We start from the raw sequence: 16,144 nt of genomic DNA, 5'->3' as shown, positions 1-16,144 counted from the left end.
AGCACGCTCCCGCATCGCCGACCACCAGGAGAGAACACGTGGACCGAAGGTCCGTTCGCTGTGCCCTGCACCTGAAGCGGGACAACCCGCTCGTCGACGACCACCGGGTGCACGGGGTGCGCACCCTGCCGGGTGTCACCTTTCTCGACATCGTCTACCGGATGCTCGCCGCACGCGATGTCCCGCTGGACCGAACCGGGTTGAGCGACGTGCTGTTCGTCGAACCAGTGGTGACCACGGACTCCTTCGACCGTGAGCTCACCGTCGACATCGCACCCGACGGCGCCGTCTTCCGGGTGACGGCGACCAGCCGCAGGATCCGCGACGGCGCCCCTGCGGACGACACCGTGACCACCCACTTCCGGGCCACCCTGCACACCGACCTGCCCCCGCTCGCCGAGGTACCCGCTCTCCCGGAGTCGGGCACCGCGAGCGATGTCGGCGAGGTCTACGCCACCGGACGGTCGGCCGGTGTCGAGCACCGGGCGTTCATGCGCTGCGAGGGCACCCTGCGGGCGACGGCGGGCCGGGTCCGCGCGCAGCTGGCACTTGGCGCCGAGGCACGCACCACGGCCGGTGACTTCCTGCTGCACCCCGCGCTGCTCGACGGCTCGACCATGCAGTCGTACGCGCTCGCCTTCGACGGATCGGACGCGGACGGACGCCCCCTCATCCCCCTGCACATCGGATCCTTCCGTGCCGCCCGCACCCTGGGGGAGGCCTGCACCGTCGACCTGCGCCTGCACCCGGCCGGGCCCGGGGCCGGGGACGACGTGGTGAAGGCCGACATGGAACTCCGCGACACCACCGGCGTGCCGGCCGCGACCTTCACGGACCTGACCTTCAAGCGGGTCCGCTCCGCCGCCGCGATCACCCGGCTCGCCGGCGAGCGGACCGACGCGGCCGCGAGCGCCTTCACCCCGGCCGCTCCCGTGCATCCGCCGAGCCCCGCCGGTCCGCCGGCCCGCGCGACCGGCGCGGGGGCGGACATCAGGGCTGAGGTGGCCGAGCTCGTGCGCCGCGCGGCAGCCGACCCCGCACTGGTGGTGGAGGACGACCGGGGCTTCTACGACCTCGGGCTCGACTCCTCCCAACTCATCACTCTTGTCAGGATGTTCGAGGAGAACTGGGGCATCACTCTCTATCCGACCCTGCTGTTCGAGTACCCGACCGTCGAAGCGGTCGCGGCCCATCTCGCAGGGCTGCTCCCCGCCGAACGCTCCGGCCGGCCGGCCGGCGTCGCCGCGCCGGCGGACGCTGCCGAGGCCCCCGCCCGTATCCGCTGCCTGACCGGGCTGTGGCAGCCGGCCCCCGGCCCGCCCGCGGCGACCGGCCCCGCACGCCTCCTGGTCATCGGTGACCTGCGTGTGCGACCCGACCAGATCACCGTCCGGCGCGGCCCCGCCTTCCGCCGGGTCGCCCACCACACCTATGAGCTCCGCCCGTACGACACCGGGGACCTGGGACTCCTCCTCGCCGACCTGGCCGACCGCGGCACAGCCCCGCAGGCGGTCCTGCACGCCGCGGAGCAGGGCGGCGGCCTCCCCGAGACCGTACGGTCGGCCTGCGGCGAAATCCTCGCCCTGGCCCAGGCCCTGAGCCGCGGGCCGATCCCCGTGATGCACGTGGGACCCGCCCCGGTCGCCGCCGCCGTGGCCGGACTGGCCCGCACCGTGAGCCTGGAGCAGCCCAGCCTCGCGATCACCGCTGTCGAGTGCGACGGCACCGCCGATCCGGACGCCCTGCTCGCCGAGTTCGCCGGCGACCCCGAGCCCTGGGTGCGGCACACCCCCGGCGGCCGCCACGTACGCCGCTACCGCGAGGCGGACCTCGGCGCCACCACCCCGATCCGGCCCGGCGGCGTCTACCTCATCACCGGCGGCGCGGGCGGCATCGGCCGGGAACTCGCCGCCCGGCTGACCGGACACGGGGCCACGGTCGTCGTCGCCGGGCGCACCCAGCGCCCGGAACACACGGAGAGCGCGTACGTCCGCGCCGATGTGACGGTCCCCTCCGAGGTGGACGCGCTCGTCGCCGGCGTCCTGGAACGGCACGGCCGGCTGGACGGCGTGGTCCACGCGGCCGGCGTGCTGCGGGACGGCCTGTTCACCACCAAGCCCGCCGCGGACCTCGCGGCGGTCCTCGCGCCCAAAGTGCGCGGAGCCGTGCTGCTGGACGAGGCGACCCGCCACCTGGACCTCGACTTCTTCGCCGTGTTCTCCTCGGTGACCGGCGTCGGCGGCAACGCCGGACAGAGCGACTACGCGGCCGCCAACGCCTTCCTCGACGCCTACGCCCGCGAACGCGGACTCACCTCCTTCGCCTGGCCGATGTGGGCCGGGGGCGGCATGCGCACGGACGCGGCCACCGAGGCCCTGTTCCGAAGGCAGGGCCAGGTCCCCCTGCCGACCGAGGCCGGCCTGGACCTGTTCGAGCAGGCCCTCGGGCTGACCGGCACCGAACTCGTCGTGCTCCACGGCGACCCGGACCGGGCCCGCGAAGCCCTGGGCCTCGCCGCCGCCGACATCCCCACCGGTGAGCCCGCTGCCCCCGCCGCCGGGCCCCTGCCCGTCCGGATCCCGGACACGGGGGAGACGGCCGACCGGGACATCGCGGTGATCGGCGTCGCCGGCCGCTACCCCATGGCCGAGGATCTCGACCGGTTCTGGACCAACCTCCGGGACGGCAGGGACTGCGTCACCGAGGTGCCGGCGGACCGGTGGGCCTCGGACGGGTTCTACCGGCCCGACCGCGCGCCCGGCCACTCGTACAGCAAGTGGGGCGGATTCCTGGAGGGCATCGACGAGTTCGACCCCGGCTTCTTCCGGATCACCCCGCGCGAGGCGGCGGGGATGGACCCGCAGGAGCGGCTGTTCCTCCAGACCTCCTGGCACGCCCTCGAAGCGGCGGGCCTGACCCGCGCCGATGTGGCCGGCCGCATGGTGGGCGTCTTCGCCGGAGTGATGTTCAACCAGTACCAGATGCTCGGTCTGGGCGCCGAGGAGCGGCTGCCCGTACTGCCCACGTCCTTCTCCTCCGCGGTGGCCAACCGCGTCTCCGCCTTCCTGGATATGCGCGGCCCCAGCCTGGCCCTCGACACGATGTGTTCCTCGTCCCTGACCGCGCTGCACCTCGCCTGCGAGAGCCTGCGGTCCGGGGACAGCGAGATGGCACTCGCCGGCGGAGTGAACCTGATCGTCCACCCGTACAAGTACCTGCACCTGAGCCAGGTCGGCTTCGTCTCCTCCGACGGCCGCTGCCGCGCCTTCGGCGACGGCGGGGACGGTTACGTGCCGGGCGAGGGCGTCGGTGTCGTCGTGCTCAAGCCGCTCGCCCGCGCGCTGGAGGACGGCGACCGGGTCCTCGCCGTGATCAAGGGCAGCGCCGTCAACCACGGCGGGCGCGCCGGGGGCTTCTTCGTCCCGAACCCCGCGGCACAGGCCGATGTGGTGCGCCGCGCCCTGCACCGGGCGGACGTGGACCCGGCCTCCATCGGCTACATCGAGGCACACGGCACGGGCACCTCCCTGGGCGACCCCATCGAGATCACGGCCCTCTCCCAGGCCTACGGTGCCGCGCCTGCCCGGCTCGGATCGGTGAAGTCGGGCATCGGTCACCTGGAGTCGGCCGCCGGTATCGCCGGACTGACCAAGGTCCTTCTCCAGTTGCGCCACCGCACCCTGGTCCCCTCCCTGCACGCAGACCCGGTCAGCACGAGCATCGACTGGGACTCGGTGGGCCTGCGCGTGCAGCGCGAGAGCGCGCCGTGGCCCGCCGCAGCCGGTGTTGCACGCCGCGCCGGGATCAGCGCCTTCGGCGCGGGCGGGTCCAACGCCCACGTCATCGTGGAGGAGTTCCCGCAGCAGCCCCCGGCCGCCGGGACCGCGTCCGCCGGACCGCAGGTGGTGCTGCTCTCCGCCCGCACCCCGCAGGCGCTGCGCGAACTGGCGGGGAGGTACGCGGAGCCGGCGACGGCCGACCGCCCCGCCGACGTGGCCGGCATGGCCGAGGCGTTCGGTCTCGCCGACGCCGATCCGGAGGCCGAACTCGACGAACTCGGCCTGGACGTGGCAGACCTGCGCCGGCTCTCCAGGATCCTTGCCGACCGTTTCCCGGGCCGCGCCCCGCACGTCGACGCCCGCTCGACCCTCGCGGGCCTCGCCGAGGCGGCGTCGGCCTGTGCCGGACCGGAAGCCGCGCTCGCCGACATCGCGTACACGACGCAGATCGGCCGGGAACCGCTGGAGGAGCGGCTCGCCGTGGTCGCCTCCGACGTCGCCGGACTCCGTACCGCCCTGCGCGCCTTCCTGGCCGGTTCGGAGACGGCCGCCGGCCATCGGGGCACCGTCACCGGGCAGCACCCCGCCGCCGTCCCGCTCCCCGCCGATCCCCACGCCTGGGCCCGCAGCTGGGCGGCGGGCGGCGCCCCCGACTGGCGCGAGCTGCACCGGGACCGGAAGCCGCGCAAGGTGCCGCTTCCGCAGTACCCGTTCGCCCGCGTGCGGTGCTGGGTCGACGCCGAGCCTTCCGCACAGTCCCCCCAGGCCACCCTCGCGCCGCCCCGGGAGCCCGCGGCCGAGGTGCCCGCGGCCGCGGCCGACGTCCCGGCCGAGGTCCTCGGGCTGGACGTGCCCACATGGGAGGCCGTCCCGGAGGCCACCCTGCCGCGGCTTCCGGACGGCCCCGTAGTGGTGCTGCACGCCCCCGCCCGCGCCGCCCTGGCCCGCGAACTGGCCGCCCGGCACGAGGGAGCCCATCTCGCCGAACTGGGCACGCCCGTCCAGGCGACGCCGCGTCTGGTCTATGTCCTCACCGGCCCCACCGCCCCCACAGGGAACGAGGCTGAGCGGGTCGTGCGCGGCGAGGAGGCGGGCGTCAAGGCCCTCGCCCCGTACGCCCGCGCCTGGTCCCGCGTCCACACCCTCGACTGGGTGATCGCCACCACCGGGGCCGCGGCCCCGCCCGGCCGCCCCGTCAGCGACCCCTACACCGCCGGGGTCACGGGCTTCGCCCGGGTCATGGAGAACGAGCACAAGGGCTGGTCGGTCGCCTGCACCGACCTCGACCCCACCCATGTGTCCGCCGGCCTCCTGAGACCCGCGCCCCGGGGTACGCGCCTCGCGTACACCGCAGCCGTCCGCCACATCCAGGTCCTGCGGCCGGCCGCAGCCGCGGCCGGCCCCGTCCCGCTGCGCCGGGGCGGCACCTATGTGATCGTCGGAGGCGCCCGGGGCATCGGCCTGGCCATCGCCCAGCGGCTCGTCGAGGAGTGGGATGCCCGGGTGGTGCTCGTCGGCCGCCGCGAGCTGTCCGACCCGGGCCTCGGGGACCGGATCCGCTACGTCCGGGCCGATGCCACCGATCCCCGCCGGCTGGCAGCCGTCCTCGACGAGGCGGGCCCGGTGCACGGCGTCGTCCACGCGGCGCTGGTGCGCCGGGACCGGCTCGTCCGCGACCTCACCGACACGGACCTCGCGCAGAGCCTGGCCGCCAAGTCCGGCGTCGCCGCCGCACTGGCCGACGCACTGCGAGGACGGAACCCGGACTTCCTGCTGTTCTTCTCCTCCGCCCAGTCCTTCCTCGGCGATCCCGGCCTGGCCAACTACGCCGCCGGCTCCACCTTCCTCGACGCATACGCCCACGCCCTCGACGCCCGCGTGCCCCACCCCGTGCGCACCGTCGACTGGGGCTTCTGGGGCACCGTGGGGGCTGTGGCCGACGACACCCACCGGGACCGCCTCACCGCGGCCGGCTTCCGGTCCATCACACCCCGGGCGGGCTTCGCCGCACTCGTCGAGGCGCTGCGGGGAGCGGCGCCCCAGAGCGCCGTCGTCCCCGGTACCAAGGCTCTGCGCGCGCGCATGGGAGCCCACAGGGAAACGGAGAGCACCGACGTGACGCCCACCGACGCGCGGCCGAACGCCGCCGACCTGCGCGTGGTGGAGGACTTCTCCGCGCTCGACCGGCAGATGACCCGCATCGCGGGCGGAGCGCTGCTCGCCCTGCTCGACGGCCTGGGCACCTGGCACGGCCCCGACCCCGACCCCGGCGAGGTGGTGCGCCGGGTGGGCGTCGCCCCCCGGTACGAGCGGCTGCTGCGCACCCTGCTCGACGCGCTCGTGGAACACGGCCTGCTCACGGCCCGCCACGGACGCCTGCGTCCCGCTACGGACGCCCTGGCCGAGGCCCGTGCGGGCGGACACCTCGGGCAGCTCGCCGCCCTTGCCGACGCGCACCCCGAATCCGCCGTGTTCGTACGGCTCCTGGCGCTGTGCCTGGAGCGCTACCCGGAGCTTCTCCGGGGCGAACTCCTCGCCACCGACCTGCTTTTCCCCTCCTCCGGCACCTCACTCATGGAACGCGTGTACCGCGGCAACCCCATCAGCGACCTCTACAACGACCTCCTCGTCCGGCGCCTCGCCGGCCACGTCGAGCACCGGCTCACGGAGCTGCCGGACACCGCCGCCGTCCGGATCCTGGAGGTCGGATCGGGTACCGGAGGCACATCCGCCGGACTCCTGCGCGCCCTTGCCCCGTACGGGGAGCGAATCGAGTACTGGTACACCGATCTGTCGGTCACCTTCCTCGCCCACGGCCGCAGGGAATTCGGCGAGCGGTATCCGTTCCTGCGCTTCAAGCGCCTCGACCTGGACACCGACCCCGTCGGCCAGGGCTTCGACGAGGCAGGCTTCGACCTCGTGGTCGGCGCCAACGTCCTGCACGCCACCTCGGACGTCGGCCGTGCCCTGCGCCATCTGCGGCGGACACTGCGTCCAGGGGGCGAGCTGCTCCTGAACGAACTGACGACGGTCACCCTGTCCGCCACGCTCACCTACGGGCTCTTCGACGGCTGGTGGGCCCACGGCGACACCGCGCTACGGCTGCCCGGCTCGCCGCTGCTGGACGTACCCGGCTGGACCGCGGTGCTCGGCTCCGCCGGATACGACGCCGTGTCCGCGGTGCCCGACTCCGCCCTGACCACCCAAAACCGCCAGCACGTCCTGGTGGCCAGGGCGGCTGCGGACGGCACGACGGGCGCACCGGCCTCCGGGACCGGCTTCACCGACATGCTGCTGGCCCTGACGTCGGACGCCTCCGGCATCCCCCTCGGCGAGCTCGATCTCGACCGGCGGATCGGGGACTACGGCTTCGACTCGGTCAGCTACAACCTCCTCGCGAGCCGGCTGAACGAGGCCTTCGACCTGGACGTGACGCCCGCGCTGTTCTACGAGACCCCCACCCTGCGGGCCCTCGCCGACCGGCTCGGCCACGACTTCCGCGAGCCGCTCCCCACTCCGGGCCCCGCTCCCGCCGTCGCTCCCGCGACGCCCACCGGGACTCCCGGCACGCGTCCCGCCGACCCCGGGGCGATCGCCGTCATCGGCATGGGCGGCCGGATGCCGGGCAGCGCCGACCTGTACGAGTTCTGGGACCATCTGGTGGCGGGTGACGACCTCGTCACCGATGTGCCGGCCGACCGGTGGGACCCGGACGCGCTCCCGGAGGGTGTGCACGCCCGCCGCGGCGGCTTCATCCACGACGTCGACCGTTTCGACCCCCTCTTCTTCGGTATCTCCCCGCACGAGGCCGAGGGCATGGACCCCCAGCAGCGACTGGTGCTCGAAGGGGTCTGGACGGCGCTGGAGGACGCCGGGATCGCGCCGGGCAGCCTCGCCGGATCCGACGTCGGCCTGTTCATCGGGGCGGGATCGAGCGACTACGAGAAGGTCCGGGAGGCTGCCGGCCTGCCGGTCGACGCGCACGCCGCCACCGCCACCACGCACTCCATCCTCGTCAACCGGGTCTCCTACCAGCTCGACCTGCACGGACCGAGCGAACCCGTCAACACCGGATGCTCCAGTTCCCTCGTGGCGATCCACCGGGCCGCCGAGTCCATCCGCGCGGGCGAGTGCGACATCGCCGTGGCCGGCGGAGTCAACCTGATCCTGTCACCGCACAACCACGTACTCCTCGGCACCACGGGCATGCTGAGCCCGTCCGGACGCTGCCACACCTTCGACTCCCGGGCGGACGGCTTCGTACGCGGCGAAGGCTACGGCCTGGTGGTGCTGACCAGCGCCGAGCGGGCCCGGGGACACCGGGTCCGGGCCTGGCTGCGCGGCACCGCAGTCAACCACGGCGGCCGGGCCCGGTCCCTGACCGCGCCCAACCCGGCCGCCCAGGCGGCGATGATCGTACGGGCCCACGAGCGCGCCGGAACCGACCCCGCCACCCTCGGCTATCTGGAGACGCACGGCACCGGGACCGAGCTCGGCGACCCGGTGGAGATCAACGGCCTGCGGCTGGCCTACGACGAACTGCTGAACCGCCGTGGAGCGCCCCGGCAGGCCGAGCCGCACTGCGCCCTCGGAGCGGTCAAGGCCGGCATCGGCCATCTGGAATCCGCCGCCGGCGCCGCCGGGGTCATCAAGGTGCTCCTCGCGATGGAGCACGGGGTGCAACCGCCGCTGACCGGTCTCCGGGAGCCGAACCCGCAGCTGCGCCTGGACGGCGGCCCCTTCCACCTGCTCCGTTCCGCACGGGCCTGGCCGCTCCCGGCCACCGGGGGGCCGCGACGCGCGGGCGTCAGTTCCTTCGGCTACGGAGGCGTCAACGCCCATGTGGTGCTGGAGGAGGCCGAAGCCGAGCACGGGGCCCGACGGCCGAGCGGCCCGTGGGTCTTCCCGCTGTCCGCCCGGACCCCGCAGGACCTGCGCCGGTACGCGGCCGCGCTGCTCGCGGCCGTGGAACGGAAGGAGCGGACACCGGAATTGTTCGACGTGGCGCACACCCTCCAGCACGGCCGCGACGCCATGGCGGAGCGGCTCGCGGTCACCGCCGCCGACCGGTCCACGCTCACCGCCGCCCTGAGAGCCGCCGCCGAAGGCGCCGGCCACCCCGCACTGGCCCGGGCCGGGGGTGTCACGGACGCCGACCGCTGGGTGGCCGGTGAAACGGTCGACTGGCCGAGGGGCGGGCTGGCGGTCCCGCTGCCCACCTATCCGTTCGAACGCCGCCGTTGCTGGGTCACCCCCGGGCGCACCCCCCGGCCGGCGCCGTTCGCCGCCGGGAAAGCGACGGCCGCGGCGGGTGTGTACGCCCCACGTCGGCAGCCCGTAGCCGACATGGCGCCGAACGGCCCCGCCGACGGCCCCGTCTGGGTGCTCGGCCCCGTCGAACTGCCGGGTGACGAGGTCCACCGGATCGGCGACGCACCTCTGGACTCCCTGCCGACGCCCATGGCGGTGCACGCCGTGGTCGACGGCGAACGCGGGGTCCTGGATCTGTTCCGGACCGTCCACCACCTCCAGGCACGCCCAGGCGGGGCCGGGGAACTCGCGCTGACCGTCGTCACCCGCGCCGCGACCGACCCGGCGTCGGCGGCCGCGCTGGGCCTGGCCCGGTCGCTGCGGCAGGAGTGCGAGCGCTGGCGGATAGCCACCGTCGACCTCGGCCCCGACGACCCGGCGTCGGTGCGCGTCGCCGTCCCCGGTGACTACGCGCTGCGCGAGGGACGCTGGTACCGGGAGGTGCTCCAGCCCCTCGACGCGGCGGCGTCCGTGCCCGTACTGCGCGAGGGCGGCACGTACGTGATCGTCGGCGGGACCGGAGACGTCGGTCTGGACGTGGCCGAGCAGCTCGTACGGCGCCACCGCGCCCGGGTCGTCCTCGTCGGGCGCTCCGAACCGGATGCCGAGAGGGCGGCCCGGATCAGGGCCGTCGACCCCTCGGGCACCAGGGTGGAGGTGCACCGGGCGGACGCCGCGGACCCGGAGCGGCTACGAGCCGTCCTCGACCGGGTGGGCGTCGTCCACGGGGTCCTGCACTCGGTGACCGTACCGAGCGACCGGTCGCTGGCGGCCATGGACGAGGAGTGGTTCCTGCGGGGCATGGCGGCGAAGAGCCGCACCACAGAGGCGCTCGCGGACGCGCTGGGAGACCGGCCGCTGGACTTCCTGGCGCTGTTCTCCTCGGTCCAGTCCTTCCTGGGCAACCCCGGACAGAGCGCCTACGCGGCCGGGTGCACTGCCCAGGACGCCATCGGGCGCGCGCTCGCGGCACGGCTGCCCTACCCCGTCCGGGTCGTGAACTGGGGTGCCTGGGCGGGATCCGCGCTCACCGAGCGCCACCGCGGCCGACTGGCCGCGGCAGGGGTCCACCCGCTTTCGCCGGAGGCGGGATTCGAAGCGCTGAGCCAGGTGCTCGGCCGACAGGAGGTTCAGGTGGCGGTGGTCTCGGGAACGGACGAGTTCCTCGCCGGGATCGGTGTCCCGGCGACCGGTGCGGACGCGCTCTTGCAGTCCGCAGACGAGGGCGAGGCGGGGCCCGCGGCGGCGTCCGGGGCCGTGGCCTCGTGGCGGGCGGCAGCGGTGGACGAGATGCTGGCCTTCCTGCGCGAGGTGGCCGGCATCCGGCCCGACGAACTCGCCCCGGACGATCTGCTCAGCCGCTTCGGCTTCGACTCCATCACGTACACGAGGCTGAGCCACCGCATGAACGCGCGCTGGGACCTCGATCTGACCCCGGCCACGTTCTTCGGGGTGGCCACCGCCGACGACCTCATCGACAAGATCCTTCGGCACCACTCGGACGCGCTCGCGGGGCACTGGAGCGCGAGCGCCGTGCCCGAGGCCCCGGCATCCGAACGGACCGCCGCACCCGGGCCCGTACCCCCGCAGGCCGCGGCAGCCGTCGCCCCGGGCCTTCAGGCGGTGGTCACCGTCTCCCCGGCCACCGCCCCGCCGGCCGCTCCCGGCGAGCCCGGAGCCATCGCCGTAGCCGTCGTCGGGATGGCCGGTGTGCTGCCCGGCTCCGACGACATCGATGAGTTCTGGGAGCACCTGAGGGCGGGCGACGACCTGGTCGGCGAGATACCCGCCGACCGCTGGGACTGGCGCCGCCTGCACGGGGAGCCGCAGCCCGGTGAATTCCGCACGACGGCGAAGTGGGGAGGATTCATGCGCCGGGCCGACCTGTTCGACCCGCAGTTCTTCGGCATCTCGCCCCACGAGGCCGTGGCGATGGACCCGCAGCACCGCCTCGTGCTGGAGGCGGCCTGGACCGCGATGGAGAACGCCGGCATCCGGCCGTCCGCACTGGCGGGCTCCGACACGGGCGTGTTCATCGGCAGCAGCACCTACGACTACTTCGAGCTCCAGCACGCCCTCGGCGTCCCGCTCGACGGCTACAGCACCGTGGGCAGGGCCCACGCGATCATGTCGAACCGGGTCTCGTACCTGCTGGACCTGCACGGCCCCAGCGAGACCATCGACACCGCCTGCTCCTCCTCCCTCGTCGCCGTCCACCGGGCGGCCGAGGCGATCCGCAGCGGCGATTGCGAGGTCGCGCTCGCGGGAGGCGTGAACGTCATCGCCTCACCGACGCTGTTCGTGGACATGAGCCAGGCCGACATGCTCAGCCCGGACGGCCGCTGCCGCACCTTCGACGCGCGCGCCAACGGCATCGTGCGCGCCGAGGGCGTGGGTTTGGTGGTGCTCAAGCGCCTCGACGCGGCCGTCGCCGACGGCGACGTCATCCACGGTGTCCTGCGGGGCAGCGCCGTCAACCACGGGGGCCGCACCAACTCGCTGACCGCCCCGAACCCCGACGCGCAGGCCGCCTGCATCGTCAAGGCGCACCGCCGCGCGGGGGTGGACCCGCGGACCGTCACGTACGTCGAGACGCACGGCACGGGTACCGAACTCGGTGACCCCGTCGAGGTCGAGGGCCTGAAGTCGGCGTTCGCGGAGCTGTACGCCGATCACGGCGCCACCCCCGGGCCGGCGCACGTGGTCCTGGGTGCGGTGAAGACCAACACCGGCCATCTGGAGGCGGCCGCGGGCGTCACGGGCCTGATCAAGACGCTGCTCGCGATGCGGCACGGCGTCATCCCCGGCAACGTCCACCTGGAGACGCTCAACCCGTACCTGCGGCTCGACGGCAGCCCGCTGCGTCTGCCGGCCGGGAACGAGCCCTGGCGACGGGTCCGGACGCCGGACGGGGCCGAAGCCCCGCTACGGGCGGGAGTGAGCTCCTTCGGCCTCGGCGGGGTAAACGCGCACCTGGTGGTGGAGGAGTACCGGCAGACGCCGGTCCTCCCGACGCCGGGGGAGCGGCTGTTCGTCCTGTCGGCGAAGACCCCGGAGCGGCTGCGCGCCTACGCCGGGCGCCTGGCCCGCTGGGCCGCGGCCCACGAGGACGTCGACCCCGACGCCCTTGCCCACACGTTGCGCACCGGCCGTGATGTCTTCGCCGAGCGCCTCGCCGTCGTCGCCGACTCGCCGCGCGCACTCGCGGCGGCCCTGGAGGCCTGGCAGACGGACGGCCCCGTCCCGGGGGTGTTCGCCGGGGACGGCAAGGACGCCACCGTCGCCCTGCTGCTGGACGGGCCCGAGGGCCGGCGGTACCTGCAGTCCGTGGTGGACGCCGGCCGGCTGGACAAGGTCGCCCGGCTGTGGGCGGTCGGCGCTCAGGTCGACTGGGCGCAGGTGTGGCCGGGCACGGCGCCCCGGCGGGTGCCCGCGCCCGCCTACCCGTTCGCGCGGGAGAGCTACTGGCTGACGCCCGGAGCGCGCTTCGACACGGTCCAGGCCACCGAGACGGGCCTGGTCGCCGGGGCCGAGCCGGCAGCCGGAGCCGAGGCCGGGCCGGGGACCGGTGCCGCACCCGTATCCGTGGCGGAGACCGCCCCCCCTGCCGGAACAGCCGCCCACCCACGGCCGGTGACGGCCGGGGACCCCGCAGATGACGAGGCCGGGGGCGCGGAGGGCGCGGTCCGTACGCACGTTCGCGCGCTGCTGGCGGCGCACCTGGGCATGCGGCCCGACCGTCTTTCCCTGGACCGGGTGCTCTCGGACGCCGGGGTGGACTCGCTCGGCCTGCGCCGGCTCGCCCGCCGCCTCGGCGCTGACTACCAAGTGGAGGTACCGGCCCGGATGTTCGGGGTGGCCCAGACGGTACGGGCGGTGTCCCGCGCCGTGTTCGAGACGTACGGGCCACTGCCCGCGCCCCGGGAGCCGGATCCGGCTCCCGCCGCCGCTCCGGCGGCCGACAGCGTGGCCGCCCTGCTGGCGGGGCTGCGTGACGGAACCGTCCGCGTGGACGACGCGCTGGCCGTACTCGAAGGAGGGAGGGGCCGATGAGCACCGATCTGCGTGAACTGCTGACGGCGATCGCCGCCGGCAAGGTGTCCGGCGAGGTGGCCGAACTGCTGGTACGGGGCCTCGTCGACCCCGCACCCCCGGCAGCCGCACCCCCGGCAGCCGCACCCCCGGCAGCCGCACCCGCGGCGGCCTGCGGCGCCCCGGCGCCCCGTGGGCCCTACGCGCTCAGCCGCGGGCAGGCCGCCCTGTGGGCCCTGCACGCCGACGATCCGCAGACCCTCTCGTACAACCTGCCCCTGGGTCTCCGGCTCGGCGAGGGCGTCGAGGAGGACCGGCTCGCCGAGGCACTGGCCGCGACCGTGCGCCGCCACCCCGAACTGGGTGTCTCCGTACGCCTGGACGCCGCCGGACCGGTGCAGGAGGTCACCCACCGGACCTGTGAGGTGACCCGGCTGGACCTCGGCCACGTGACGGACGGGGAGTTCGCCGCCCGCGTACGCAACCTGGTGCGGGCCCCGTTCGACCTGGAGCAGGACCCGCTGTACCGGATGTGGCTCGTCGCCGCGCCCGGCGGGACCACCCTGCTGCTCCTGGTGTTCCACCACCTGATCACCGACGGGGTCTCCAGCCACCTCCTGCTGCGCGACATCGTCGCCTGCTACGACGCGCTGGCCGCCGGCCGAGAGCTACCTCCCGTCGAACCGGCCGCGTCCTATGCCGAGTTCGTGGACTGGCAGCGGGCCATGCTCGCCGCCCCGGAGGCCGAGGGGCACCGCCGGTGGTGGCTCGACCGCCTGACCGGTGCCTCCACCGCGCCGGTGCTGGAGGCGCTCGCCGACCGCAGGCGCGGCGGCCCCGCCTCGCACGTCCGGGGGGAGATGGTGCAGCTGCGGCTCCCGCACTCCACCTGGGCCGCCGTTCAGGACACCGCACGCCAGGGGGGACTGACTCCCTTCAGCGTCGTGCTCGGCGCGTTCCTCGCGCTGCTGCACCGCCACTCCGGGCATCGGGACCTCAGCGTGATGGTGCCCACGGACGGCCGTCCCGCCCAGCGCTTCGACCGCACCGTCGGCTACCTGATCAACCCAGTGGTCCTGCGGGTGGACTGCGACCCCGGCCACAGCTTCGCCGGGCTCATGGCCGAAGTCGGCAGCCGCATGGCGGAGGCCGACGAGCACGGTGCGTACCCGTTCGCGTCCGTCGTCGACGACCTGCGCCGCACGACCGACGCCGGGGCCGGCTTCGACATCGGCTTCTACCTGCAGCAGGGCGTCGGCGGCGACCAGGACATGGCGGTCGGGCAGACCCTCTTCCGGGACGCGCTCGAATTGACCCAGGAGGGCGAGAACGACCTCGTCGTCGAGGTCGTCGTGCGAGACACCGGCGCGCTCCTCTACCTGAAGTACGATCCGGAGCTGTTCGACCGCTCCACCGTCGAACGGCTGGCCGAGCACTACCGGCTGCTGCTGGACGCGGTGACGGCGGATCCCTCCGCACGCGTCGGGGACCTCGACCCCGCCACCCCCGCGGAACGGCGTACGGTCGAGCGCGCCAACGCCACCCGCACCGAACGGCCGCGCGACGTCACCGCCGCCGACCTGGTGCTGGCCCACGCACGGAGCACCCCCGGGCGCACCGCCGTGGTCGACACGTCGGGACCGCTGACCTACGCGGAACTCGCCGGACAGGTCCACGCCCTCACCCGGATCCTCACCGAGCAGGGGGTGCGCCGGGGTGACGTCGTCGGGGTTTTCGTCGGCCGCAGGGCCGCGCTCGTCGTGGCCCTGCTCGCGGTCCAGGCCGCGGGGGCCGCGTACGTTCCCCTCGACCCGGGCTTCCCGGCGGCCCGGCTCGCCCATATCGCCGCGGACGCGGCGCCGGCGGCGATGATCGTCGACCCGCACCTGGCCGAACGGCTGCCCGGGGACGCGCCCGGCGTGCGCATCCCCTTGACCGGCCTGCAATCCGAGGAGCGGACCGTGCCCCCGGTCGCCCGCCGGGACGGCGACCTCGCGTATGTGCTCTACACCTCCGGGTCCACGGGGGAACCCAAGGGTGTCGAGGTCTGCCACGGCAATCTGGTCAACCTGCTGGCCGCGACGGCCGAACGGCCCGGCTGCGCCGAGGACGACATCCTGCTGGCCGTCACCACTGCGGGGTTCGACATATCGGGTCTGGAACTGCTGCTGCCGCTGACCCGTGGTGCCACCGTCCACATCGCGCCCGAGGACGTGGTCCGGGACGGGCCGGCACTGGCCGAGCTGATCGGCACGGCGGGCGCGACGGTCGTGCAGGCCACCCCCGCCACCTGGGAGATGCTGCTGCACGCGGGCTGGACCGGCCGGGTGGGCAGGCTGCTCTGCGGCGGCGAGGCGCTCACTCCCGGACTCGCGGACCGGCTGCTGGACCATTGCGACGAGCTGTGGAACATGTACGGGCCGACCGAGACGACCATCTGGTCCTCCGCGCAGCGGGTGCGGCGGGGAGGGCCCGTCACTGTGGGCACCCCGCTCGCCAACACCACCTTCCGCACCGCCGGTCCCGACGGGAGCCCCGTACCCTTCGGCGCGGTCGGCGAACTGCTCATCGGCGGCGACGGCGTCGCCCGCGGCTACCGGGGCAAGCCGCAACTCACCGAAGAACGCTTCGTCCGGGACTCGGCGTCCGGGGAACGGCTGTACCGCACCGGCGACCTGGCCCGATGGTCGGCAGGGGGCGACATGGTGCTCCTGGGGCGCGCCGACCGGCAGGTGAAGCTGCGCGGCCACCGCATCGAGCTCGGCGAGATCGAGGCCGCCCTCCGGCGCGCGGGCGAGGCGGGCGCCGATGGTGGCATCGGCGAAGCGCGGGTGGCGCTGCGCGAGGACCTGCCGGGTCAGCCGCGCCTGGTGGCCTTCGTGACGGCCGCGCCGAAGGCCGCGGAGGCCGCGGCCGACCGAGTCCGGAACTGGCTGCCCGACTACATGGTCCCCTCCCGCACGATCGCGCTCGCCCGTCTCCCGCTGACGCCCAACGCCAAGGTGGACACCGGTCCGCTGGTG

At 74.6% G+C, this 16,144-nt stretch carries 2 protein-coding genes (1 of these 2 only partly in view); both read left to right on the top strand.

The features are described from left to right. Nucleotides 1-38 precede the first annotated feature (38 nt). Nucleotides 39-13,142, top strand: a complete 13,104-nt coding sequence (locus ACWD04_RS05545) for an SDR family NAD(P)-dependent oxidoreductase (RefSeq protein WP_451128416.1) — start codon at nt 39-41, stop codon at nt 13,140-13,142. Next, a protein-coding gene (locus tag ACWD04_RS05540; protein WP_451128414.1) for an amino acid adenylation domain-containing protein crosses the window boundary here: on the top strand, nt 13,139-16,144 show its 5' portion. The gene runs 1,719 nt beyond the window's last position; the window shows 3,006 of its 4,725 coding nt (coding positions 1-3,006); its start codon is at nt 13,139-13,141; its stop codon lies beyond the right edge, outside the window. The genes ACWD04_RS05545 and ACWD04_RS05540 overlap by 4 nt, the downstream gene beginning before the upstream one ends.

This window comes from Streptomyces sp. NPDC002911, assembly GCF_053591835.1.
This window is presented reverse-complemented; position numbering and strand designations above follow the sequence as displayed.